This is a genomic window from Flavobacterium adhaerens, from assembly GCF_040045115.1.
Classification (GTDB): Bacteria; Bacteroidota; Bacteroidia; order Flavobacteriales; family Flavobacteriaceae; genus Flavobacterium; species Flavobacterium adhaerens.
This window is the reverse complement of record NZ_JBDLZX010000001.1, coordinates 176,374-202,903: the sequence shown is the minus strand read 5'-3', so window position 1 is coordinate 202,903 and position 26,530 is coordinate 176,374. Positions and strand designations below refer to the sequence as shown.

Here is a 26,530-nt window from a genome sequence, read left to right as displayed (position 1 = left end):
TAAACCCAAAACTACTCTAAAACTTCTCGCATTGCTTTGGCTTTAAGCAAACATTCTTCAAATTCTTTTTCTGGATCAGACAATGAAGTTATGGCACTTCCTACAGAAAATGATACATATCGACGTTCTTCATTGTACAAAATACTGCGAATTACGACATTAAAATCAAAGTCACCCGTTGGAGTAAAATATCCAACCGCTCCGCTATACAAACCCCGTTTGGTTTCTTCAAATTCTTCGATAAGCTTCATGGTCATAAATTTTGGAGCTCCTGTCATACTTCCCATCGGAAATGTAGTTTTTAAGGCATCGACTGGAGAATATTTAGGATCCATTTTGGCAGTTACTGTCGAAATCATTTGATGTACTTGCAAAAAAGAATAAATTCCGCAAAGTTCTTTAACTTCAACAGTTGCTTTTTGTGCCGTGCGTGATAAATCATTTCGAACCAAGTCCGTAATCATAATATTTTCGGCTTTTTCTTTAGGATCCTGAGATAAAGTCTCTTTAGAAATTTCGTCTTCAAAAGGATCAACAAAACGTTTTGAAGTACCTTTTATCGGTTGGGAAATCAAAGTCTCTCCCACTTTTTTCAAATAACGCTCTGGAGAAGCCGAAAGCAAAAATTGTTTGTTATTTTTTAAAAAAACTGAAAAAGGTGCTTGTGAAATCTCATTGAGTTTCAAGAATTTTTCCAGTGGATTTAGAGTAGTATTTTCGGCAAAAAACTCCAGACAAAAATTAGCTTCATACAAATCGCCTTGATGAATATGCTCTAATAATTTAGTCACTTTTTGACAATACTTTTCTTTAGAAATGCGTTGCCTAATTTCAATACCAGAATTGTGAACACTAAAATCTAAGTTCTGAACACTTATTTCACGAAAATCATCTTCGATTTCGTCATCACACATGTTCAGGTAAAGGATTTCGAGTTGATTTCCTTTTAACTGAAATATTTTTTTGGGTTGAAAAAAAAACAAATCTGCAAATCCCAAACCGTCAAAATTTTCGGATTTTAAATGCTCTACATCATTCTTTAAATCATAAGACAAATACCCAAATAACCAGTCTTTGGTCGATTGCTGGTATTGTTTCAAATCCTCAAAAGCATTATGGTAATCGGTCTTTATAGAGGTAAAAGCATCTACAGCCAGAACACAATCAAAACTAGAATACTCATCCGAAAATGAATTACTATCCAGAAATGCTATTTCTCGAAATTGTTGTCCCCAACACACAAGCTGCTGCTTAAATAAAATAGGGTTGTCAATAATTTTACAAATGGAAGTTCTCAAAAAAATAATCAATTTAGGAACCTCAAAATTACAATAAAAAACGGCTCTTCTCAATAAGAAATTTCACAAAACTCAAGCTTAGTTAAATAAATATTAAAAAGAATTTTTCCTGTTAAAACCTCCTATATTTGATATTCAATTCAAGCTTGAAAATCAATCCAAAAACAATCATTAATCCTCAAAAAAAATCTATGAACAAAATCGTAAAGCTCAGTTTTATACTACTGGCAATTGGGACACTATTAGTTAATTGCAAAAAAAGCGAAGCCATGGAAGAAGCAGCAGACATCAAAACTGCAGATAGCATTTCATCATCGGCAGCGGTTGAAAAAGAAGGAAGTGGCAGAAAATTTATCCGCACAGCCGATATTAAATTCAAAGTAAAAAATGTTACTCAATCTACTTATGCTATTGAAAATATCACTTCAAAATTTGATGGTTTTGTTACTTATACCAATCTGCAAACCAACATAACAGAACAATACAAAACCAAAATAAGTCAGGATAGCACACTCGAAACTACACATTATAACGTAGAAAACAATATCACGATTCGAGTCCCCAATAAACGTCTTGATACGGTTTTAAAAACTATTGCCAAACAAATTGATTTTCTAAATTATCGCATTATAAAAGCCGATGATGTTTCTTTGAAATTAACTTCGAATCAACTTTCGCAAAAAAGAAGTGCCGAAAACGAAAAAAGAATAACCAAAGCTATCGATAATAAAGGCAAAAAAATCAACGACATTATGGAGGCTGAAAACACATTGGCCAACCAAAAAGAACAAAAAGACAATACAAAATTAGAAACCTTATCAATCGAAGATCAAATCAATTTTAGCACGATAACTATCCAAATATACCAACAAGAATCCGTCAAACAGGAGCTAATTGCCAACTCAAAAGATTCAAACTATTATAAACCCAACATTGGAATTCGCCTATTGGATTCAATCCAAACAGGTTGGTATGCATTATTAGAAGTTGTTGTTTTCTTATTTCAAATTTGGTGGTTGCTACTATTGCTAATTGGTGGGTATTTTTGGTATAAAAAATCAAAACAAAAGTAATTTCTATAATTTTAAATAATAATTCGTTTCGGAAAATTTAATTACATTTGAAACAACCTATTAATTATTTAACAAACTTTAAACCAAAGAATTATGAGAATAGCGACAATTATTATTCGTTCCTTAGTTGGATTATTATTACTTTTTGCTTCAATAAGCTATTTTTTACAATTGTATCCACAACCAGTTATTACTGGTGATTTGAAAACTTTTAATGAAGGACTAGCTGCATCAAAATATTTAATGCCACTAGTAAAATCGGTAGAATTGTTATGTGGATTAGCTTTTATAACAGGGAAATTCAACAAGATTGCCAATATAATTTTGATGCCAATTAGTATAAATATTCTTCTCGTTCATGTTTTCTTGGATCCTCAAAATATTGGTGCGGCAATTTTCTTGTTTGCAGCAAATATTTTCTTAATCTATACCAAATGGGATAGCTATAAAAACTTATTTACAGCAAATTAAATCAAAACAAAAGCCCCGATAAATTGAGTTATCGGGGCTTTATTTTGAAAAAACTTTACTACTAAACGTGTAAAGCTCTATTATCTGTAGCTGCCAATGCTGCTTCTTTTACTGCTTCTGCAAAAGTTGGATGCGCATGAGACATTCTAGAAATATCTTCTGCCGATGCTTTATATTCCATTGCAACAACAGCTTCAGCAATCAAGTCTGCAGTTCTAGCTCCAATCATGTGAACCCCAAGAACTTCATCCGTTTTAGCATCGGCAAGGATTTTTACAAAACCATCCAAATCAGCACTTGCACGAGCACGTCCTAAAGCTTTGAAAGGGAAACTTCCAGATTTGTAAGCTACCCCAGCAGCTTTTAGTTGCTCTTCAGTTTGTCCAACAGCGGCAACTTCAGGCCAAGTATAAACTACACCAGGAATCAAATTATAATCGATATGTGGTTTTTGTCCAGCCAAGATTTCAGCAACCATAGTTCCCTCTTCTTCTGCTTTGTGAGCCAACATTGCTCCGCGAACTACATCTCCAATAGCATAAATATTTGGAGTTGATGTTTGTAAATGGTCATTCACTTCAACTTGACCTCTCTCTGAAATTTTAACTCCTGCATTTTCGGCATTCAATCCATCTGTATAAGGACGACGACCAACCGAAACTAATGAATAATCTCCTTCAAGAGTGATTACTTCCCCTTTAGTATTTTCTGCTTTTACAGTTACTACATCACCAGCTCTTTCTACCGATTGAACTTTGTGAGAAGTATAGAATTTCATTCCTTGTTTTTTCAATACTTTAGTCAATTCTTTAGACAAAGCACCGTCCATTCCTGGAATAATTCTGTCCATGAATTCAACAACAGAAACCTGAGCACCTAAACGCAGGTAAACTTGTCCAAGTTCGATTCCGATAACTCCACCACCAATTATTACAAGGTGTTTTGGTACTTCTTTCAAAGCCAAAGCCTCGGTTGAAGTGATGATTCTTTCTTTATCAATTGTAATAAAAGGCAATGAAGAAGGTTTAGAACCAGTAGCAATAATAATATTTTTAGCTTCAATGGTTTCTGATGTTCCATCAGCCTTAGCAATAGCCACGTGAGTAGCATCAACAAAAGACCCCAAACCATTGTAAACAGTAATTTTATTTTTTTCCATCAAGTAATTAACTCCACCTGATGTTTGATCAACAACTGCTTGTTTACGAGCAATCATTTTCTCTAAATTAATTTTTACATCTCCAGAAACTTCGATTCCGTGATCGGCAAAATGCTTAATTTCATCATAATGATGTGAAGAAGACAACAATGCTTTTGATGGAATACAACCTACGTTTAAGCAAGTTCCTCCCAAAGTTGAATATTTTTCAATAATAGCGGTTTTGAAACCCAATTGTGCACAACGAATAGCCGAAACATATCCACCTGGTCCAGAACCTATAATAACTACGTCAAATGAACTCATAGTATGTGATTTTTATTTTTAGTGTTGCAAAATTAAGGAATTAAGTTTTGTTTAAAGTTTAAATTTCAAGGTTTTTTGTTCGAATTATAACGATTTCAATAAGAATTTTCAAGAAACCCTTTTAATAACTCAAGTAAACCCAACAAACCTATTTGATCATTTTTTTTAGAAGCAAAAAATTTGTTTTTCATAGCAACATTACTTCCGCAATGCGTTGCAATATTTTACAAAGACGAGTTTAAAACTCATTTCTAAAAAGCTTTTCCTCTTTCATCGGGTATAACAAAAAACCCCTAAAAGCACTTGACTTTTAGAGGTTCTTTTTTAGTATTGAAATCTTCTTAAAAGGATTTCTACCATTTAATATTTAATATCTTCAGGTAATTTCATTCCTTTTTCTTCTAGCATTTTTTTAGCTTCTTGAATGTTTCTAAATCTAACTATGCTTTCATTACCCATATAAGTTTCTCCTTGTAATTGTCTTGGAGGATATTGAACATACGTTTTCATTAATTCCTGAATTGCTTTATTAAATACAACAAGAGTCCACGTTTTTTCAGTAAAACTATTCATAAATAAATCGTAGCGTTCCTGTGGATCTTGCCATAAATCATAAATAGCAGGAACTGTTGCTACGTATGTTTCGTCACCTCTCCAACCCAATTGTTGTCCTGGCATATCACTTCCAGCCATCGCTCCATTATCACCTCTTGTATTATATACTGCTTTGAAGTGGCTAAATCTTACAGCACCAGGAGATAATTCACTTTCTGTAAAATAAAACCAAGAATTACGAAGTGGTTTTCCTTTCTTGAACAACACATTAGACATATCATAACTATCAAACACCATTCCTTTTCCTTCACGATCCACTTTAGGCAATTCTACACCTGCAAGACTTGCAAATGTTGCCATTAAATCTAAACCTCCAACAATATCATGACTTGAACTACCAGCTTCAATTTGACCTGGCCACCAAGCAATAGCTGGTACACGGCTTCCTCCTTCTCTATCCGTTCCTTTAGAACCTCTAAATGGTGTATAACCAGCATCTGGATGTACATCTTGCCAAGCACCATTATCAACTGTATAAATTACAATAGTATTATCTGCAATTCCAAGTTTATTAATTTCGTCCATTACACGACCAACATTATAATCCATTTCCATTACACAGTCAGCATATTTACTAGCTCCAGGAGATTTCCCTTTAAACTGTTTTGATGGCAAGTTTGGCTGATGATTTTTAGCAAAATTCACACACATAAAAAATGGACTTCCTCCTTTTACATTTGAATTAAGTTCTTTCAAAACATTGTCAGTCATCATCATATCTAACTCTGCAATATTTTCCTCGGTAACTTTAGAAACTTCTCTTACTTTTCCTCCAGCCTCACCTTCTAACACGCCAGTTGTTACTTTTTTGAAGAAATTTAGCATCTCTGGAGTCATGTCTGGATTCCAAGACGGAAAAGCATAAGTATATGCGTTCAAGTGATACAATACAACATTTTGCATTTTATCAAAACCATGAGCCGTTGGCATCGCATAATCAGCTTCTCCTAAGTGCCATTTTCCTGAAAAATAAGTTTTGTAATTAGCTTTCTTTAAGACAGAAGCCAATGTCCACTCTGGAGCAGGAAGACCTCCTCCTTGACCTTGAAAAGCAACCGTAGTCATACCGCTTCGATTCGGGATACGACCTGTTAACATAGCAGCTCTTCCAGGTGTACAACTTGGTTGACCATAAAAATTCCAGAATTGCATTCCTTCTTTGGCCATCTTATCTAGATTTGGAGTAGGCATCCCGCGACCAGCTCCTCCTCCATAAACTCCTAAATCTCCCCAACCAGTATCATCAGAGATCAACATAATAATATTAGGCTTTTTCTTAGTTTGCGCATTTACAAGTGTAAAAGACAACAAAACTACAACTACCGACAAAAAACTTCTTTTGTTCATAATTTTAAAGATTTGTGTTTTTATAATAAATTGTTTGTAGGAAAAATATACAGATGAGGCATATCAAATATAAAACAAAACTAAATAAACAACAAGTGTATTACATTAAAAATTAGCTCATAAGGGGGCATAATTTAAATATACAATACTAAAACAATTATTGTCTTTATAACACGAACTAAAAAAGCCCTAAATAATACTATCTAAGGCTTTTTTAGTTTCTACAAAGTCATATTTTTATAATCTTAAAAAATTACTCGGTTTCCAAATTTAATTTACTATTTTTTCGACTATAAGTAAAATAGATAATCAAACCTATTATTAACCAAATCGTGAAATAAATCCAGTTCCAAACGCTTAACTCCGCCATCATATACAAACAACAAATAAGTCCCAAAAGGGGAATCAAAGACAAATTTTCTTTCCAAGACCAAACCATTAATCCAATAATTGTGAACAAGAAAATCCACATCGGAATTTTATGTTTGAACAAAGTAAATCCGCTTTCATATTTTAAATTATCCGAAATTGGCAATCCTGCAACAACATTAGTATATTTCACATCATCTTTTTGATATTGGCTCAATAAATGCTCAACATCAAGACTTTTAACATCAATAGATTCGTTTTCGATACTCACTAAGTAATCATATACTTTTTTGGTTTCTTCTTTATTTAAAGAAGTAATGATAAACTCTGAATCATTAATTTTTCTTTCATTAGTAATAAAATCCATTGTAGCTTTATTATTATAAGTAAAAGCAATTACCAATCCTACAATAACCAATAATGGAAAAATGAATTTAGAATTCACATAAGGGGTTTTGAATTTCCCTCTTGGAATATCGGTTCTATTTTGTAAAGCCAAAACTCCCGCACAAACCAAAACGAAGGCAAACAAAGTTCCAATACTACACAAATCGGTCACCATGGTCAAATTCATAAACAAAGCTGGAACGGCCACAACAAAACCAACCACTATAGTTGCAAAAGAAGGGGTTTTGAATTTTGGATGCACATTAGAAAACTTTTTCGGTAACAATCCGTCACGACTCATACTCATCCAAATACGAGGTTGTCCCATCTGGAAAACCAACAAAACACTCGCCATAGCAACCACTGCACTAACTGCAATAATTCCAGACATCCATTTTAAATGCAATTGATCGAACACAAAAGCCAACGGATCACCAACATCCAATGTATTATAACTTACCATTCCTGTTAACACTAGAGCAATAGCAATATAAAGAATCGTACAAATAATAATGGCCCACATCATGCCCCTAGGCAAGTCACGCTGCGGATTTTTACATTCTTCGGCAGTTGTAGAAATAGCATCAAAACCAATATAAGCAAAGAAAACCGCCGAAACTCCTTTTAAAACTCCCGAAACACCATTGGGCGCAAAAGGATCCCAATTATCAGTATCGACATAAAAAGCACCAACAGCTATTACTAATAAAACAATACAAAGCTTGACAATAACCATCAAATTACTAGCGTTTCGAGACTCTTTCATTCCTCTATAAATCAACCAAGTAATTAAAACTATTATCAACAAAGCAGGTAAATCGGCTACAAAATGAAAAGAACCTATCATTGGTGAAGTTGTCCAAGCGGTATAAGCATTTTGTAAACTAGTACTTAAATTTTCAAAAGATTTTCCGCCCTCCATCAATGCTGTTGCATCGTTAAATCCGTTTGAAGCAGTTAAATAATCCATTTGTACCCATTGAGGCAAATCAATTCCTCCACTAGAGAGTAAAGTGGTAAAATAATCACTCCAAGAGATGGCAACAGTAATATTTCCTACTGAATATTCCATAATTAAAGCCCACCCAATAATCCAAGCAATTAATTCTCCAAAAGCAACATACGAATACGTATAAGCACTTCCTGAAACTGGAACCATCGAAGCAAATTCGGCATAAGCAAAAGCGGCAAAACCACAAGCAATGGCAGTAAACAAGAATAGAAAAATTACGGCTGGACCTCCATCGAAACTAGCTTTCCCAATGGTGCTAAAAATCCCAGCACCAACAATAGCAGCAATACCAAAAGCAGTTAGATCTTTAGTTGTCAAATGTTTTCCAAGCGACTCGTGACCGTCTGATTCATTTTTCTCAACCTGCTTTAAAATGTCTTGTACCGTTTTTTTCCTAAAAAGATCCTTTAATGCCATGTTTAAATTTTTATTGTTTACAGCTGTAAATCAGCTAATTTTCTATTTTTTCAAAATATATCTGACTGAAATAAATAGTGTTTTCAAATATATAAAACAAATTTTACCTTCAAAATCAAGACTTATGCTTTTTTAAAATATTACAATCAAAAACTATTTTTTATCGTTTTTCTCATAAAAAAATCCAAAGATACATCCTAAAAAATAGAATAAACAAAATACAGAGCTTAATTTCATTACTGTATAGTTACCCTAAAATAACAAACCTTAAAAAAATATCACTTTCCGAATTATTCTGTCCTAATACAAACATTAACTCTTAAATTATTAAACAATTAATTTAGTAAACTTATCTAAAAAAACTACTTTTGATTCCGTTATAAAAATCACAACAAATGCATTTGAAAAAATCATCATTATTCCCTATCATATACCTATTTCTATCAACATTTATTGGGTTTTCCCAAAGAAGAGAAATGCATCCTAAAAATGAATTTAGAGCTGTTTGGATTGCAACAGTTGCAAATATTGACTGGCCAAAAAACAATACAGATCCTGTAGAAAAGCAAAAAGCAGATTTTATCCAAATTTTAGATACTTATCAAAAACTCAATTATAACGCAGTTGTTGTACAAATTAGATCTGCTGGCGACGCTTTATACCCTACCATTTTAGCTCCTTGGTCTAGATATTTAACTGGTGTAGAAGGGAAAGCACCAAACCCAAAATATGATCCTCTTGAATGGATGATCGAAGAATGTCATGAGCGTGGTTTTGAATTTCACGCTTGGATGAATCCTTATCGAGCAACAATGGATTTAAAAACAGAAAATTTAAGTATTGACCACGATTATAACAAACATAGAGAATGGATGATTGAATACGGAGGGAAATTCTATTATGATCCTGCCCTACCCGAAGTACAAAAACATTTGACCGCAATTGTGGAAGAAGTGGTCATCAAATATGACATAGACGCCATTCACTTTGATGATTATTTTTATCCTTATAAAATAAAAGGAATCGATTTTAATGACAAAGCCTCATTTCAAAAATATGGGAATGGGCTATCTCTAGAAGATTGGAGACGTTCAAATGTTACGGCTTTTGTCAAAAATATTTCTTTTGGCATCAAGAAACTAAAACCTTGGGTACAATTTGGTATTAGCCCATTTGGAGTTTGGCGGAATAAATCGGTAGATCCCAAAGGATCTGACACCCAATCTGGTCAAACCAATTATGATGATTTATTTGCCGACCCTATAGATTGGATGAACAACAATTGGATCGATTACCTCATTCCGCAATTGTATTGGAGCATCGATCATAGAACAGCATCTTATTCTAAATTAATAAAATGGTGGTCAGAGAATGTTCCCGCCAATACTGCTCTCTACATGGGTAACAGTACCTATAAAATCAGAAACGATTCGGATAAACATTGGAATTACATTAGCGAAATTCCAAATCAAATAGACCTCACTCGCAATTATCATAATGTACAAGGAAATGGTTATTTTAGTGCCAAATGGTTTATCAATAAAAACCTTGATGTAGTAAGATATTTAAAAGAAAACCAATACAAGTATCCAGCCTTGCCACTTCCAGTACCCAACTTTAAAAAAGTTCTTACAGAAAACCTACTAATTGACTCGATAACAAAAGACACAGATAACTATTATATCTCTTTCCAAAAACCAAAAGAGCTAATACAAATTCGTTATATCGTTGTATATGCAGCCAAGGACGCTTCAAAAATAAATACTAAAGATCCCTCACAAATTTTGGAGAAAATTGCTGTTTATGAGGAAAACAACAAATTCAACATCGAAGTTCCTGCCTACAAAATGATAGGCAAAAAAGCTTTTGCTTTTACTTATGTAGATTTTTATGCCAATGAAAGTCCTGAAACTGTAATTGATTTAGAAGTTGAAGTAGAATCTGTAAACAAATAAACCTCAAAACTAAACTATAGAAAATGAAAGACAAAAACCCTTGGTATTGGATTCCGTTATTAAATTTTGCTTCTGGATTACCGTATGCAGTAATCATCTCTGTTTCGGTAATTATGTATAAAAATTTAGGGATAAGTAATGAAGATATAGGTTTTTATACCAGTTGGCTTTATTTACCATGGGTTGTCAAACCGCTTTGGAGTCCTTTTGTTGATTTATATGGAACTAAGCGAAAATGGTTTTTATCAATGCAATTACTCATTTCTATCGCTTTCTTGTTAGTAGGTTTTACCATACCAACCAACGGTTTTTTTATGATGAGTTTAGCGATTTTTTGGGTAGCCGCATTTGCATCAGCCTCAAATGATATTGCCAGTGATGGTTTCTATTTGTTAGCATTAAAAAAAGAAGAGCAATCTTATTTTTTAGGAATTAGAAGTACATTTTACCGACTTTCAATGCTTGCTGGAAACGGACTGATTGTTTTATTTGCAGGTTATCTCGAACACAAATACGGAGACAACACCAAAGCCTGGTCTTATACCATGATTGCAGTTGGTTTATTGATGACGATCATCACTGTTTACAATTTCATTTTTACACCAAAAAAAGAAATAAATACTATCGAAAACAATGACGTTCATTCCCATCAAAATTTTGCAACGGTATTTATTAGCTTTTTCCAGAAAAAACAAATCGGACTGGTATTGGCTTTTATATTACTGTTTAGATTAGGTGAATCGCAATTACTCAAAATGTTGAGTCCTTTTTTACTCGACAAAAAAGAACTTGGCGGAATGGGATTAGATACCGAATCGGTTGGAATAATTTATGGAACCTTAGGGATATTTGCTTTAACAATTGGTGGAATTTTGGGTGGTATGGCTATCTCAAAACACGGTCTAACCAAATGGATGCTTCCTATGTTTTTAGCCATGCATTTACCAATTCTTGGATTTATTGGGTTGGCTCATTTTCAGCCACAGGAGGTTTTTCATCTTCATATAAACCTGTATTTTTTTGAGATAAATTCACCTTTAAATCTTTACACCTGTATTACCGTAATTCTGGAACAATTTGGTTACGGATTCGGATTTACGGGCTTTATGATGTATTTAATTCATGTTGCCGAGGGTGAATCCAAAACTGCTCATTATGCCTTAGCAACAGGATTTATGGCACTAGGAATGATGCTTCCGGGAATGATTAGCGGACATATTCAACAATTTTTAGGATACCACAATTTCTTTATTTGGGTGTTTATTGCAACAATCCCAGGATTAATTTTATCTCGATTTTTAGATTTTCCGAAAGATTTTGGAAAAAAAGTTGAAGCATAATTTTTAAAAAATGACACTAAAACAAAAAATAGGACAATTCTTTTTCCCTGCGGTTTTCATCAACGATACCGAAGAAAACATTCAGGCAATGGAACAATTAATCCGTGATTACAATATAGGGGGATTAACTTTTTTTCACAGTCGTGCCAGTGCTGCTACCAATTATGAAGCTAAGAAAAAAGTAGAATTTAACGACGATAGCTATCAGCGATTAAAGGATTTAATTGTTCGGTATCAAAAATGTGCTCCTACTCCACTTTTGATGAGCATTGATGCCGAATGGGGATTAGCAATGCGTGTTGAGAAAACACCACAATATCCCTATGCCATTACTCTTGGAGCATTACCCGATACCGATAAAAATCTAATTTACGAAGTTGGAAAGCAAATTGGCTTGGACTTAAAATCGGCTGGAATTCATTACAATTTGGCTCCATTAGCCGATATTAATAACAACCCAAATAATCCCGTAATTGGGTATCGTTCTTTTGGTTCCAATAAAGAAAAAGTTGCCAATTTTGCTTTAGAATACCTTAAAGGAATGTCTGAAGTTGGAATTTTAGGATGCCTAAAACACTTTCCAGGTCACGGAAACACCAGTGTCGATTCGCACTTGGGATTACCTGTTTTGGAAGAAAACCTTGAGCAATTGCTCGAAAACGAACTTTATCCTTTTATCAAAGGAATAGAAAACCAAGTTGACTCGATTATGATTGGTCATTTAGCTGTCCCCGCTTTAAATGATGGAAAAAACACATCGGCTACATTGTCTAAAAATATTATCGAAGAAATTTTAAGAAAGCAGTTAGGTTATGATGGTCTTGTCATTTCGGACGCTTTGAACATGCATAGTGTTTCTAAACTGTATGAAATTAAAGGACAACTAGAATGGGAAGCCTTTAACGCTGGAAATGATGTGCTTTGTTTTGCCGAAAATGTTCCTGAAGGTATTGAAGCTATTTTAAAAAATGCAACACCCGAACGAATTGAAGCAAGCCTAAACCGAATACTGAAATGCAAACAAAAAGCTGGTCTTTTTGATGAAAATGAAACTTCTGTAGGTAATTTCGATTTTGATATTACTTCAAACATAAATCGTAAAATTGCTTCAAATTGCATCACATATATTAGAGATCAGCATAATACTTTGTTACTTTTTGAAGCAAAAAACAAAGAACGTTTAGCAAAAATTAGTTTTTACAAAACTATAGATAATCCATTTTTTAAAAATTTGGGGGCTTTCTTACCTTCTCCTGAATATGAAATCGAGAATGCTATAGACTTAGTCAAAACTAATATCAAAGAAGATCTTACTCCATTTGATACTTTACTGATCTCCGTATTTGTTCCAAAAGCAAAACCTTTAAATAAGTTTGAACTTGAGGATACTGTTTTAGAATATTTAGGAGAATTACTCCAATCCAAGAAGTGTATTTTGTATGTATTTGGTAATCCTTACGCTTTGCAAGTACTACCAAATCTAAATCAAGCAGTGGGAATTGTTGAAGTGTATCAAGATTTTGTAGAGTTTCAAGAAGTCGCAGCTCAACAATTATTAGAAAATAAAACAGCCACAGGAAACCTACCTGTTTTATTAACAGGATTTTAGCTTTAAATATAATCAATCACTATAGACACATAAATAATAATAATAAAAGTTTATTTATCAAAGCTTTCTTTATAGTCTATATTTGCACCTGTAAAAAATAAACAACAAAAATCAATAAATATGTCTTTAGTAGGAAAAAAATTCCCAAGTATTGCAGTAGATGCTATCTCAGAAATGGGAGATAATTTAAAAATCAACATTTTTGAAGAAGCAGTAAACAACAACAAAAAAGTACTTTTATTTTGGTATCCAAAAGATTTTACTTTTGTTTGCCCAACTGAATTACACGCTTTCCAAGCTGCTTTACCAGAATTCGAAAAAAGAAATACAATCGTAATTGGAGCATCTTGTGATACAAACGAAGTACACTTTGCTTGGTTAAACACTCCAAAAAACAACGGTGGAATCGAAGGGGTAACTTACCCAATCCTTGCCGATACTAACCGTAACTTAGCTAATATCCTTGGAATTCTTGATGTAGAATCTACAGAATACAGCGAAGAAACTGATTCAGTAATCGTTGAAGGTTCTTATGTTCCTTACAGAGCAACTTACTTAATCGATGAGACTGGAAAAATTTTCCACGAAAGTGTAAACGATATGCCATTAGGACGTAACGTAAACGAATACTTAAGAATGGTTGATGCTTACACGCACATTCAAGTAAAAGGTGAAGTTTGTCCAGCAAACTGGGAAGCTGGTAAAGAAGCAATGACAGCTGATAGAAACAGTACTGCTGCTTACTTAAGCGTAAACTAATTTGCAGTAACAATTTCAATGGCAATTTCAATATTTAAACCTGACTTTGCCATTGAAATTCAAAATTCTCTTCAAAAACAAACCCTAATTTCAATTTAAATTCAAATATCAGTCTCTTAAAAATTGATTTTTGACATTGAAATTGATATTGAAATTTCAAAAAATATGTTAATAGACTTAAACGAAGATACATTAGCGGATTTAGTTACTAAAAACGAAAAAGTAGTAGTACAATATTCTGCTTCCTGGTGTGGAAATTGCCGTATTATGAAACCAAAATTCAAAAAATTAGCTACCGAAAATGAAGCTATAACTTTTGTTTTGGTCGATGCAGAAAATGCTCCAGAATCTAGAAAATTGGCTAATGTGAGTAATTTACCAACATTTGCAACATTTGTAAACGGACAATTGGTGAATGAAACTCAAACCAACAAACAAGAAGTTTTAATCGAATTGGTAAACGAAATTGTGTAAATTGTTTATTCCGTATTATAAACAATCACAATACAAAAAGAACAAACAATGAAGTTACCTGTAATAAAACAACTTACCCAGTTTATCGAAGAAAACGATCAAGATTATATCATCGAAACCATCGAAGTTCTGGAAGCTATGACTGAAATTCCTTCACTAAAAGACGAAGAATTGGACGTAATAGGAGAATTAATTTCGAATATGTACGGTGCTCTTGAAGTTCATAAAATGACACAACAAGGAACCGACAAAAAAGAAGCTTTGAACGCTTTTATGAAAAGAGTTTTAGGTTCAATCGATAAATAAAATCGGTTTAAACGATACAAAAAATGCACTCCAATAACCAGAGTGCATTTTTTTTTTTAGAGTAACTTTCTTTGTGTTATTTTAATTTCGAAATAATTTCGAAAACCTCTTTAACTTTTTTAGTTAATCCCTCATAATCTTTATTGGCAATAATTTCTTTAGTGATTAGCTGAGAACCCATACCAACACAAGTAACACCTGCACTAAACCAACTCTTAAGATTTTCTTCGCTTGGGGTTACTCCGCCAGTAGGCATGATAGACGTCCAAGGTTGCGGTCCTTTTATCCCTTTGATAAATTCAGGTCCATAAATATCACCAGGGAAAAGTTTTACTACTTCACAACCTAATTCTTCTGCTTTGGTAATTTCGGTCAAAGTACCACAACCTGGCGACCATAATACTTTTCTACGATTACAAACAATTGCAATATCCTCTCTTAAGACAGGAGTTACAATAAAATTTGCTCCCAACTGCATATACAAAGAAGCTGCAGCAGCATCTGTAACAGAACCAACACCCATAATCATTCCAGGTAATTCTTTGATCGCATATTTGGTAAGTTCTCCAAAAATTTCATGAGCAAAATCACCTCTAGCCGTAAACTCCATCAAACGAGCACCACCATCATAACATGCTTTTAAAATATTCTTACTCAATTCTATATCACTACTAAAAAACAAAGGAATCATTCCGGTTCTTTTCATTTCTTGTGCAACCTCTATTCGTGTAAATTGTGCCATTTTTATATTTTTTTATCTTGATACTTTTCCTGAAAAATCACCATTAATTAATTTTTCAACTTCCTCTTTAGTTACTAAATTATAATCCCCTACAATAGTATGTTTTAAACAACAAGCAGCTACCGAAAAGTCAAGAGCCCGCTGTTCGTTTAAAGGTTCCTCGTTCAATCCATAAATTAATCCTCCCATAAAAGCATCACCACTACCTACACGATCAATAACAGGAGTAACATCCTGAACTTCGGCGTTGAAAACTTTTTTACCGTTATACAATATTCCGCCAATCCTCTGATGAGATGCATTAATTGAATATCGTAAGGTAGTCGAAATATAGTTCAAATTTGGACAAAGCTCGTAAATCTGATTGTATAAAACTGGTAATGCTTCAAGATTTTGATAATCAGGATTTACAGCATCTTTACCTAACATAAAAAATGCAGTATCAATATCACCAAGAATTACATTACTGTATTGAAGCATTTTAGGCATAACCTCTTTTGGTTCTTTGCCATACTTCCAAAGTTTAGATCTGTAATTCAAATCAGTCGAGATAGTTATTCCCATTTCATGAGCAATTTCGACAGCTTCTAAACACGCCTCTGCAGCAGATTCAGACAAGGCCGGAGTGATTCCGCTCCAATGAAACCAATCAGCATCTTTTAGAATTTCTCTCCAATTAAACATTCCTTTTTCAAGAGTAGCCATAGCACTATTAGCTCTATCATATATAATGTTGCTTGCACGAGTACCTGCGCCAATTTCTAAATAATAAACTCCCATTCGCTCACCATCTAACAAAACATTATCATTGGCAACGTTTAATTTTCGCATTTCTTTGACAGCGCAATTCCCAAACTCATTATTGGGTAAACGTGTAACATATTCTGCATTTAGACCATAATTTGCTAAAGACACAGCAACATTAAACTCACCACCACCATAGGTAGCCTTATACGAATCTGATTGAGAAAATTTTAAATTCCTTTCAGTCGAAAGGCGCAATAAAATTTCACCAAAAGTGACTATTTTTTTCATCTATAAATATTTTAATAATTCAAACAGTTCAATCGATTGAACAAAGTGCGAAAAAATAAAGAATCTCTCAATTCTCTACCACTCATATTGTTTTATACTAACTACAATTTCTTCAATGCATTGCTAATTTAAAAAAACAAATTATATTTGTTCAAACGTTGGAACAAATATAGAAAAAAATTGGACTTACAAAAAAAAACAACGATAAAAGATATTGGCGACCTCTTAGGTCTAACCCCTTCTGCAGTTTCTAAGGCATTAAACGATCATCCTCGTATAAGTGCTAAAACAAAAGCTGCCGTAAAAGAAGCAGCCATAAAATTGCATTATCAACCCAATTTTTTATCCAGTGCTTTACGTAAAGGAAAAAGTAATATGGTTGGTTTAATCGTACCTAGAATCAACACCAATTATTATGCTTCTGTAATAGAAAACATTGAAGATGTTCTGAATAAAAATGGTTATAATGTCATTATGGCACAAACCAATGAGTCTTATCTAAAAGAATGCAAGAGTATCGATAATTTACTCAATATTCAAGTTGATGGTATCATTGCCTCTATTGCCCATGAAACTGTAGATTTTGACTATTACCGAAAAATAAAAGAAAAAGGAGTTCCCTTAATTTTGTTTGATAGAGGGGAAAATGATCTAGACGTAGATTATATTGGAATTGATGATTACAATTGTAGTCAATTAATTGTTGAGCATCTGGTAAAACAAAAATACACTCGAATTGCTCATATTACAGGTTTCAGACATACACGTATTTTCAACAATAGAATTAGGGGTTTTAAAGATGCTTTAGAAAAATTTGGGTTACCCATTCAAAATGAGTTAATTATCGAAAGTAATTTGCAAATTGAAGATGGCAGACGCATCATGAAATCATTGTTAGAACTTGATATTCGACCAGATGCCATATATGCTGCTAGTGACAATGTTGCTTTAGGAGCATTACAAGTTTTACTGGAGGAAAAAATTAAAGTCCCTGACGAAATTGCTATTGTAGGATTTGGGAACGAACCTTTTGGAACTATTATCAAACCAGAAATCTCGACTATAAATCAGTTTAGTGCCGAAATCGGGAAGCAGGCTGCATTAGCATTTTTGGAGCGCATTAACCATCCAAAAAGAAAAGTATCCCTTAATAAAATAATTCTTGATGCCGAACTTTTAATTCGTAATTCATCAAAAAAACAACCTTTCGATTAATATCAGGTTACAGATTTCGATCAAAAAAAAAACAGCTTCACAAAAATCAATATTTGTGAAGCTGTGGTCAAAACATATTAACTTCTAATTTTTTGTTCCCATTTCCAAGCACTAGAAATAGCATCTTCTAAACTAGATTGTGTTTTCCAACCTAAAACTGTATTGGCTTTATCCGTATTGGCAAATGCTCGAGTTACATCCCCTTCTCTTCTACTTACAATTTTATACGGCAATTTTTGATTACTCACTTTTTCAAAAGCATGAATCACTTCTAAAACAGAACTTCCTACACCAGAACCTAAATTGAAAACCTCAACTTTTTCTTGATTCTTTTTATTGATTAAACGCTGTAAAGCAACAACATGTGCTTTGGCCAAATCGACTACGTGAATATAATCACGAATACAAGTTCCGTCAGGAGTATCATAATCATCACCATAAACCGAAAGTTCTTTACGTAAACCAATAGCGGTTTGCGTAATAAATGGAACTAAGTTTTGCGGAACTCCCAAAGGCAATTCTCCAATCGCTACTGACGGATGTGCTCCAATTGGGTTAAAATAACGCAATAAAATAGCTGCTATATCACTTACTTTGGCAGCATCAGTTATAATCTCTTCACCAATTTGTTTCGTATTACCGTATGGTGAAAGTGCTGGTTGAATTGGTGTATTTTCATCAATTGGCATTTTTTCAGCTTGACCATAAACGGTACAAGAAGAACTAAAAATAAAATTCGCACCAGGAATATTTTGCAATTCTTGTAACAAATAAACCAAGCTACCAATATTATTTTCATAATAATCTAAAGGCTTTTCAACACTCTCCCCTACCGCTTTGGAAGCAGCAAAATGAATCACACCAGACAAATCTGAATGCTTTTTAAAAAATTCCTGAACTGCTGATTTACTTCTCAAATCAATGTTCTCAAAAATAGGTTCTTTTTGAGTAATTGACTTAATCCCTTGTAAAACATCTATCGAAGAATTTGATAGATTATCTATAATTACGACTTCAAATCCTTCTTGTTGCAATTCAACAACAGTGTGAGAACCAATAAAACCTAAACCCCCTGTTACTAATATTTTCATTTTTTTTATTTAATATAATACGATTTCTAAGTTATAAATTATTTTCTGGGCTATTCTTATAAATTTTGAAATTTATAAGTTGTTTTATGAAAGTACTTTTCGCCTTTGCGTAAGATAGCCGATGGGAAATTTTGATGATTGGGAGCATCAGGGAAATTTTGAGTCTCGAAACAAATTCCACTCAATGTATGATATTCAATTCCTTCTTTTCCCTTTAATTCCTCAGTACATTTACCTCCAACATAAATATGAACTCCAGGCTGATTGGTAATTACATCCATTTTGATTCCATTTTTACTACTCATCAAAGTTGCAGCAATCTTATCATCATTTTGAACAACAAATGTATTATCAATTACAGTTGGACATTTTTTAAATTTTGTAAAATTGAATGGATGACCTTTTAAATCGATGAGTTTACCAGATGGTATATTATCAGTGTCAGTTTCTACAAACTGTTTGGCATTAACATACAATTCTTGATTATCAATCGATCCTTGATGTCCATCTAAATTAAAATAACTGTGATGAGTTAAATTGATAATAGTATCCTCTAATGATTCAGCATTATATTCAATCGTAACTTCATTGTTTTCGGATAAGCTATAGGTAATTATAACAGCCAATTCACCAGGAAAATTTTCTTCTAAATGTGGGCTTAAATAACCAAAAGTAACCGAAGGATCATCTCCAGATTTTTGAGAAATAATTTTCCACTCTTTTTGACTAAAACCAGTTTTACCACCGTGCAAAGCGTTTCCATTATTATTTTGGTACAATTGATATTGTTTTCCATTTAAAGAAAAAACACCTTCTTTAATTCTACCAGCATATCTTCCTACTGTTGCACCAAAATAAGGTGCTCCTTGAATATTATATGATTTTTCATAATTATCTAGTGTATCAAAACCAAGAACAACATCTATAATTTCACCATTGTTCAAAGGCAATTTCAATGATTTGAGTGTTGCACCATACGAAAGTAATTCAACCTCAACACCATTTTTGTTTCTTAATATATAAGTATCCATTTGTTTTCTAATAATCCTTTTTGCTATAATTTATTGAAACAAAACTAAGACAAAAAAACAAAACAAACCCACTAGTACCTACCAGTTTTAGAATCAAATTTCATGTTCATCAAGTCTATTTACACAATAGAATTGCAAAAACAGAGAAACACCTTTAAAAATATTCCATTTTCAAATTCGGCTATACAGTAGAAATGATTGTATCTTGCGCCCCAAAAACAAAAACAATGAAACAACAATGTGTTATTTTTGATATGGATGGGGTGATTTGTCATACAAATCCGCATCATGCAAAAGCTTTCGAAGCCTTTTTTGACAAATACCAAATCCCTCATTCTGAGAAAGAGTTTGAAGATCATATGTATGGTAAACACAATGGGTATATTATGAGTCATTTCTTTGAGCGTCCTATTTCAGGAATAGAACTCAAAGAACTAGAAAACGAAAAAGAATCAATGTTTCGCGAGATATACAAAGATAAAGTAAAAACTATTCCTCATTATTTAGATTTTCTAAAAAAACTAAAAGCTCACAACTTTAAAACTGCAGTTGCTACCTCGGCACCTCGTGCCAATCTTGACTTGATTGTAAATACTTTAGGAATAGCGGATAAAATGAACTCTATGATGGCAAGTGAAGATGTAACAGCTCACAAACCTAATCCAGAAGTATATTTGAAATCAGCTGAACGTGTTGGGGTTTCTCCTTCGGATTGTGTTGTTTTTGAGGATTCCTTTTCGGGAGTAACGGCTGGTCTTAATGCTGGAATGAAAGTGGTTGGGGTTTTGAGTTCGCACACCAGAGAACAATTACCTCCATGTCACTTTTACATAAACGATTATAGTGAAATAAACATAGATAAAATTTTGGAGTTATTGAACAACTAATGGTTTTGTATTACTCAAAAGTAAAAAAGTGATCTAAAAAACAATTGTTCTAATCTAGCCCCGATAGAAATGGCATCTCCCGGTTTAGAAAAACAAGGCTTTTTCGGCCGCAGTTTTACTAAATCGGGAATATAATGGATAGCGGGACTACTGTTGTTAAATACCTTACTGTTCTGCTCCTAAAAAAAGCTCTAAACTTTATTATAAATATGCCTGAGTATTTCTTTGATATTGAATACAACAATAAAACTTATACTATCGATGAATTGAATTTTAAGGAATTTGAACGTTGTACTTTTAATCATTGCAATTTTTCGGCCTGTAATTTTATAGATGTAACTTTTATCGATTGTGTTTTTAATGACTGTATATTTAACCAAGCCAACATCAACCATGTTGCTTTACGAACTGTAACTTTTAATCATTGCGAAATCAAAGAAGTAAATTTTGCAATGTGCAACCGAATTATTTTTGAAATTCGTTTTCAGGACTGTGTATTAGACTTTTCAAAGTTTTATACTTTAAAATTAAAAGCTACGCCGTTTATCAATTGTAGTTTGATTGCTGTAGATTTTATGGCTGCAGATTTAACAGAAGCTATTTTTGACAACTGTGATTTATATAAAAGTGAGTTTGCAAAAGCAAATACCAGCAAAGCCGACTTCAAAACCAGTTATAACTATACCATCGACCCAACAAAAACTAAAATTAAAAAAGCAGTTTTTTCACTTAATGAAGTAAAAGGACTGCTTTTCAAACATGAACTAATAATAAAAAAAAACATTGGTTGAAGTAAATAACTCTTAATTCTTAAAACAAAAAGGTTACAGATAATTAGACTGCACGGCTGATCTAACCAATAATCCCCTCAGCCAGAATCCAACAACTAAACCAATAAGCAATAGTATAGAAAACAGGTAAAAAATAGTAATTTCGGTACTTAAGCTTAACAACAAAGGTCCAACAAAGGCTGCAGCAGACCACGCAGTCAGGATATAACCAAAAACCTGTCCATATTTTTCAGCTCCAAAAATACTTTTTACAAACGATGGCATTGTCGCAAAACCTGCTCCATAACCTGCAATGATAATGTAAGTAAGAGCTTGAAAAGAAAACATATTTGTTGAAAAACTAGGAATCAAAATAAAACAAATTGCATTAATTCCTATAAAAATCATAAAAGTAGTCCAGCACCCTATTTTATCCGAAATACTAGACCAAAATAAACGCCCTAACCCATTGAATAATCCGATAATGGCAACAAAAATTGTGGCCTCTGCAGCACTCATTCCTACAACTTCTCCTCCTAAAACAGCTGCTTTTGAAATTATTGCAATACCACCACAAACATTCAAAAACAATAACAACCAAAGAGCAATAAAACGCTTGTCTGTTATGATTTCTTTTGGAGCCAAATCATTTTCATTCGTATTTGCTATACCTGTACCAATAGGATTTTCTAGATACAAAGCGCTTAATAACATACAAACTCCGTAAACTGTTCCTAATATTGAAAACGCTCCCGATAATCCAAAAGAAGCAATTAATGGACTAATTAAAAAAGAAGCCAGCAGAGATCCTAATGCAAAAGACATAATAATAATACCCGAAGCCAATCCTGGACGATCAGGAAACCATTTTACAACAGTATAAACCGGAACTACATATCCAAATCCTAATCCTATTCCCTGCAAAACACCAAATGTCAGGTAAAACATATAAATAGAGTTGACATCAACAGCCACAGCACTGCCTAATAACCCTAAAGATACAAATGTTGTAGCCAATAATCCAGCTTTTGAAGGGCCTATCTTTTGAGCATATTTCCCCATGAAAGCAGCTGTTAATCCTAAAAAACAGATAGCAAGACTGAACCCAGTTTTAGTATCATGAGCATTCCAATTTAATTTTTCTGTCAAAGGCACAATCCATTTGCTATAGGCATAAATAGAACCTATAGACAACTGCATTATCATTCCTGCCAATACAATCAAATATTTATTTTTCTTCATTTTCTAACTTCTTAAAAAAGGTTTGTGCTTATTTTATATTCACATTATCTAAATACAAACTGAAAATTTCTTTCGCTTTTTCTAAAGCTACTGCAGTTGGCAAAGGAGTCTCATTAAGAGCATATTCTAAATTCATTAATTGCCATTTGTGTTTTCCTAATTGATGAAAAGGAATAATCTCAACTCTTTCTATCGTTTTATAACTCGAAAAATGCTTTGCCCATTCGTGTAAATATTCTTCTTGATCTGTCCATCCAGGAACAAAAACATAACGTAGCCACATTGGTTTTCCAGTACTTTCACGATATTCAGCAATTTTTAAGGTGGTAGTATTATTTAAACCAGTCAATTTTTTATGCCATTCAGGATTGATATGTTTTACATCGAGAAGTAACAAATCTGTTCGATCTAAAAGATTTTTGGTTTGAGAATCTAGCACTCTTCCGTTTGAATCCAAACAAGTATTGATTCCGTGTTCGTGCAAACGGTCAAAAAAATGAATTAATTTAGCTCTTTGTAATAAAGGTTCGCCACCAGAAACTGTCACTCCTCCTTTTTTACCAAAATACATTTTTTGTTTTATTGCTTTGGTAGCAAGTTCATCAATAGTAACAAGAGTACCCCCATTTACATCTATCGAATCTGGATTTTGACAATACAAACATCTAAACTGACATCCTTGAACAAAAACAACCATACGTATTCCAGGGCCATCATGCGTACCAAAAGTTTCTAAAGAATGTATTCTTAATAAATCAATATCAGATTCGTTCAATAAATGAGTATCTTGTTCTGGGAAATACATACTTTTTTATATTTAAGTTTTTAAATAGAAACCCACCCGCTTATACAGTTCTTTCGTATCTAAGCTGAATTTCTCTCAACGGACAACAGATAATACAATTCTATTCCTTTAAAAAAACAAAGGAATAGAATTAGTATAATCAAAATTCGCCTTTTTTAAAATCAGTTTCATTACATGTTTTCATGAAATGTTCTGCTGATAACTTCTAATTGATGAGCTTTAGACAAACGCACAAAATTAACAGCGTAACCAGAAACACGAATAGTCAATTGAGGATAATTCTCAGGATGATTATACGCATCCAATAAGGTTTCTTTGTTTAAAACATTCACATTTAAATGATGCGCATTTCTTCCAAAATAAGCATCCAGAATCGTAGTCAGATTCACTATTTGTTCCTCTTTATTATTTCCCAACGATTTTGGAACCATTGTAAAAGTATATGAAATCCCGTCTTGAGCATCATTATAATTCAATTTACTAACTGAATTTAAAGAAGCAATTGCACCATTTTCATCTCTTCCGTGCATTGGATTTGCCCCAGGAGCAAAAGCTTCACCTGCTTTACGACCATCTGGTGTAGCCCCTGTATTAGAACCATACATCACATTAGAAGTAATGGTAAGCAATGAAAGAGTTGGAACAGAATTTTTATAGGTTTGATGTTTTCTCAACTCATCAATGAATATTTTTGTTACCTCTTGTGCGATACTATCCACTCTATCATCGTCATTTCCAAATTTCGGATAATCTCCTTCAATTTTAAACTCTACAGTCAATCCTTTTTCGTTTCTGATTGGAGTAACCTTTGCATACTTAATGGCAGAAAGCGAATCTGCAATAATCGAAATTCCTGCAGCTCCATAAGCAATATCAATATTTGGATCAGAATCAATCAAAGCCATTTGAGCTCTTTCGTAGTAATATTTGTCATGCATATAATGAATGATATACATTGATTTAGCATAAACACGAGCTACTTCGGCCAAGGTTTTTTTGAAAGAATTCATTACCGTATCATAATCCAATATTTCATCTTCCAGTTCTGGAATATTGTTTACTATTTTTACTCCTTCAGATTCTTCTCTTCCTCCATTTAAAGACATCAAAAGTGCTTTTGGTAAATTAGCACGTGCTCCAAAGTGCTGAATTGTTTTTCCAATATGCTGATACGAAACACAACAAGCAATACCATAATCATCTGAACCACGATTTTCTCTCATCAAATCATCGTTTTCATATTGAAGTGAAGATGTATCGATAGAAACCTTAGCACAGAAATCTTTGAATCCCTGAGGTAAATTTTCAGACCATAAGACAGTTAAGTTAGGCTCTGGTGAAGCTCCTAAATTATAAAGTGTCTGAAGGAAACGGAAAGAAGTTTTGGTAACTTTAGTTCTTCCATCTTTTAGTTGTCCGCCAATAGCCTCTGTAACCCAAGTTGGATCCCCTCCAAAAATAGCATCATAAGCTCCTGGACGAAGATGACGCACTAATCTCAATTTCATTACAAACTGGTCAATATATTCCTGAGCCTGTTCTTCATTAATTATTCCTTCCTCAATATCATTTTCTATATAAACATCCAAAAATGAAGAAACATTACCCAATGACATTGCTGCACCATCCTGTTCTTTAACAGCACTCAAATAAGCTAAATAGGTAAACTGAACTGCTTCATGAGCATTTTCAGCAGGATCCGAAATATCGATTCCATAAGAAAGCGCCATGGCTTTCATATCCTGAAGAGCATTAATCTGATCTGCTATTTCTTCTCGTAAACGAACTTTAGCGTCGTTCATAGCCCCAGAAACTTTTTCTTTATCTAGTTTCTTTTCGGCAATCAATCGGTCAATTCCATATAAAGCTACTCTTCTATAATCACCTATAATTCTTCCTCTAGCATAATTATCTGGTAAACCAGTTAGTACATGTTTAGATCGATACGTTTTTATTTCACTGTCATAAGCTTCGAATACAGCTTGATTATGATTTTTTGCATAATTAAAGATATCAATCACTCTATTCGAAACTTTTAAACCTTTTTCTGCTACAGCACCTTCTACCAGTTTGATTCCTCCAAAAGGTTTCATAGCACGTTTCAAAATCTCATCCGTTTGAAGTCCTACAATTGTTTCATTCTCTTTTTGGATATATCCTGGTCCAAAAGAAGTAATATTAGAAATCACTTCTGTATCTATAGCTAGACACCCATCATTTTGTCTTTCTTTTAAAAGAGCTTCTTTACAAACATCCCACAATTTAATTGTTCTGTTAGATGGCCCTGAAAGAAACCCAGCATCTCCTTCATAGGATTTAATGTTTTTCAAAATGAAATCATGTACATCTATACTAGTTTTCCAAACACCTTCTTTAAATTCTGTTTTTTTTAATAAATTTTCCATGTTTTTATATATTAATTATTTATTGTCTTTTTTAATATGCATCTACTAATTTACCCTTATTAAATTTACGAAATATGCAAACAGACTGTTAACTAAAAGTGTTTTTTACCAAAACTGAATCCTTTATTCCAAAATGATAACTTTAATGAAGTGTTTTTATGATTTAAATTTAGTATGTGTTTTTTTAAATCATTTTAATAATCAAAATCGCAAAATAACGCTATCGTTATAGTTTTTGCAATTTTAAAACTGAAGGCATTTTTCTTCTGAGAAATACAATTACGGCTCTTTTTTTTAAGCAAAACTTAGACTCATTTCCATTCCTAAACTATTCAAAAGCATCATTTTTATCTAAATTATGAACAAAAAAAATCCCCTTTTGAAGTAAACTCTTCAAAAAGGGACAATAC

General features: G+C 33.1%; 22 protein-coding genes. 11 read left to right on the top strand and 11 right to left on the bottom strand.

All coding sequences use genetic code 11. From position 1 onward, the window contains the following. Positions 1-11 precede the first annotated feature (11 nt). Complete coding sequence (locus ABEB18_RS00925) at positions 12-1,298, bottom strand: anthranilate synthase component I family protein (RefSeq protein WP_348797123.1); 1,287 nt, start codon at positions 1,296-1,298, stop codon at positions 12-14. A gap of 191 nt (positions 1,299-1,489) precedes the next feature. Here ABEB18_RS00925 and ABEB18_RS00920 point away from each other — a divergent pair, with 191 nt between their 5' ends. Both ABEB18_RS00920 and ABEB18_RS00915 read left to right on the top strand, forming a co-directional pair. After that, a complete protein-coding gene (locus tag ABEB18_RS00920) occupies positions 1,490-2,371 on the top strand; it encodes a DUF4349 domain-containing protein (RefSeq protein ID WP_348797122.1) in 882 nt (293 codons plus the stop codon). Positions 2,372-2,464: 93 nt separating this feature from the next. After that, positions 2,465-2,842, top strand: a complete 378-nt coding sequence (locus ABEB18_RS00915) for a DoxX family protein (RefSeq protein ID WP_348797121.1) — start codon at positions 2,465-2,467, stop codon at positions 2,840-2,842. Between the two features lie 61 nt (positions 2,843-2,903). Here ABEB18_RS00915 and lpdA read toward each other — a convergent pair whose 3' ends face one another. From lpdA to ABEB18_RS00900, 3 genes are all read right to left on the bottom strand, one after another. Beyond that, positions 2,904-4,307 carry a dihydrolipoyl dehydrogenase gene (gene lpdA, locus ABEB18_RS00910; protein ID WP_348797120.1) on the bottom strand — a complete coding sequence of 468 codons (1,404 nt, stop codon included), beginning with the start codon at positions 4,305-4,307 and terminating at the stop codon, positions 2,904-2,906. A 360-nt stretch (positions 4,308-4,667) separates the two neighbouring features. Beyond that, on the bottom strand, positions 4,668-6,269 hold the full coding sequence (locus tag ABEB18_RS00905) for an arylsulfatase (RefSeq protein WP_348797119.1): 1,602 nt from the start codon (positions 6,267-6,269) through the stop codon (positions 4,668-4,670). Between the two features lie 253 nt (positions 6,270-6,522). Further along, entirely contained in the window at positions 6,523-8,454 is a 1,932-nt protein-coding gene (locus ABEB18_RS00900) for an amino acid permease (protein WP_348797118.1), read from the bottom strand. A 395-nt stretch (positions 8,455-8,849) separates the two neighbouring features. On the opposite strand from ABEB18_RS00900, the gene ABEB18_RS00895 reads away from it, so the two are divergent. The 6 genes from ABEB18_RS00895 (at position 8,850) to ABEB18_RS00870 (ending at position 14,897) form a co-directional block, all read left to right on the top strand. Then, positions 8,850-10,409, top strand: a complete 1,560-nt coding sequence (locus ABEB18_RS00895) for a glycoside hydrolase family 10-like protein (RefSeq protein WP_348797117.1) — start codon at positions 8,850-8,852, stop codon at positions 10,407-10,409. A gap of 23 nt (positions 10,410-10,432) precedes the next feature. Continuing rightward, positions 10,433-11,749 carry an MFS transporter gene (locus tag ABEB18_RS00890; RefSeq protein WP_348797116.1) on the top strand — a complete coding sequence of 439 codons (1,317 nt, stop codon included), beginning with the start codon at positions 10,433-10,435 and terminating at the stop codon, positions 11,747-11,749. A gap of 10 nt (positions 11,750-11,759) precedes the next feature. Next, positions 11,760-13,358 (top strand): glycoside hydrolase family 3 protein, encoded by a 1,599-nt coding sequence (locus tag ABEB18_RS00885; RefSeq protein ID WP_348797115.1) that lies wholly within the window; start codon positions 11,760-11,762, stop codon positions 13,356-13,358. A 120-nt stretch (positions 13,359-13,478) separates the two neighbouring features. After that, a complete protein-coding gene (locus ABEB18_RS00880) occupies positions 13,479-14,117 on the top strand; it encodes a peroxiredoxin (RefSeq protein ID WP_348797114.1) in 639 nt (212 codons plus the stop codon). Positions 14,118-14,282: 165 nt separating this feature from the next. Continuing rightward, a complete protein-coding gene (locus tag ABEB18_RS00875) occupies positions 14,283-14,591 on the top strand; it encodes a thioredoxin family protein (protein WP_348797113.1) in 309 nt (102 codons plus the stop codon). Between the two features lie 48 nt (positions 14,592-14,639). Beyond that, the gene (locus ABEB18_RS00870) at positions 14,640-14,897 is read left to right on the top strand and encodes a DUF6952 family protein (RefSeq protein ID WP_348797112.1); all 258 of its coding nucleotides are present in this window, start codon (positions 14,640-14,642) and stop codon (positions 14,895-14,897) included. Positions 14,898-14,973: 76 nt separating this feature from the next. Here ABEB18_RS00870 and ABEB18_RS00865 read toward each other — a convergent pair whose 3' ends face one another. Together ABEB18_RS00865 and ABEB18_RS00860 are read right to left on the bottom strand one after the other, a co-directional pair. Continuing rightward, positions 14,974-15,639, bottom strand: a complete 666-nt coding sequence (locus ABEB18_RS00865) for a bifunctional 4-hydroxy-2-oxoglutarate aldolase/2-dehydro-3-deoxy-phosphogluconate aldolase (RefSeq protein WP_348797111.1) — start codon at positions 15,637-15,639, stop codon at positions 14,974-14,976. Between the two features lie 12 nt (positions 15,640-15,651). After that, on the bottom strand, positions 15,652-16,674 hold the full coding sequence (locus ABEB18_RS00860; RefSeq protein ID WP_348797110.1) for a PfkB family carbohydrate kinase: 1,023 nt from the start codon (positions 16,672-16,674) through the stop codon (positions 15,652-15,654). A 180-nt stretch (positions 16,675-16,854) separates the two neighbouring features. On the opposite strand from ABEB18_RS00860, the gene ABEB18_RS00855 reads away from it, so the two are divergent. Beyond that, positions 16,855-17,889 carry a LacI family DNA-binding transcriptional regulator gene (locus tag ABEB18_RS00855; RefSeq protein ID WP_348797109.1) on the top strand — a complete coding sequence of 345 codons (1,035 nt, stop codon included), beginning with the start codon at positions 16,855-16,857 and terminating at the stop codon, positions 17,887-17,889. 77 nt (positions 17,890-17,966) lie between these two features. Here the strand turns inward: ABEB18_RS00855 and galE are convergent, their stop codons facing one another. Together galE and ABEB18_RS00845 are read right to left on the bottom strand one after the other, a co-directional pair. Further along, a complete protein-coding gene (galE, locus tag ABEB18_RS00850; RefSeq protein ID WP_348797108.1) occupies positions 17,967-18,980 on the bottom strand; it encodes a UDP-glucose 4-epimerase GalE in 1,014 nt (337 codons plus the stop codon). 56 nt (positions 18,981-19,036) lie between these two features. Continuing rightward, complete coding sequence (locus tag ABEB18_RS00845; RefSeq protein WP_348797107.1) at positions 19,037-20,011, bottom strand: aldose epimerase family protein; 975 nt, start codon at positions 20,009-20,011, stop codon at positions 19,037-19,039. 227 nt (positions 20,012-20,238) lie between these two features. Between ABEB18_RS00845 and ABEB18_RS00840 the strand changes: the two genes are divergently transcribed. Both ABEB18_RS00840 and ABEB18_RS00835 read left to right on the top strand, forming a co-directional pair. Further along, positions 20,239-20,898, top strand: coding sequence for an HAD family hydrolase (locus ABEB18_RS00840; RefSeq protein ID WP_348797106.1), 660 nt, complete (start codon positions 20,239-20,241; stop codon positions 20,896-20,898). A gap of 209 nt (positions 20,899-21,107) precedes the next feature. Beyond that, positions 21,108-21,689: a pentapeptide repeat-containing protein gene (locus ABEB18_RS00835; RefSeq protein WP_348797472.1), complete on the top strand. Its 582-nt coding sequence runs from the start codon at positions 21,108-21,110 to the stop codon at positions 21,687-21,689. 33 nt (positions 21,690-21,722) lie between these two features. Here the strand turns inward: ABEB18_RS00835 and ABEB18_RS00830 are convergent, their stop codons facing one another. The 3 genes from ABEB18_RS00830 to pflB all read right to left on the bottom strand — a co-directional run bounded on the left by ABEB18_RS00830 (position 21,723) and on the right by pflB (position 26,120). Further along, the gene (locus ABEB18_RS00830; RefSeq protein WP_348797105.1) at positions 21,723-22,910 is read right to left on the bottom strand and encodes an L-lactate MFS transporter; all 1,188 of its coding nucleotides are present in this window, start codon (positions 22,908-22,910) and stop codon (positions 21,723-21,725) included. A gap of 28 nt (positions 22,911-22,938) precedes the next feature. Beyond that, on the bottom strand, positions 22,939-23,715 hold the full coding sequence (pflA, locus tag ABEB18_RS00825; RefSeq protein WP_348797104.1) for a pyruvate formate-lyase-activating protein: 777 nt from the start codon (positions 23,713-23,715) through the stop codon (positions 22,939-22,941). A gap of 170 nt (positions 23,716-23,885) precedes the next feature. Then, positions 23,886-26,120, bottom strand: coding sequence for a formate C-acetyltransferase (pflB, locus tag ABEB18_RS00820; protein WP_348797103.1), 2,235 nt, complete (start codon positions 26,118-26,120; stop codon positions 23,886-23,888). Positions 26,121-26,530: the final 410 nt, after the last annotated feature.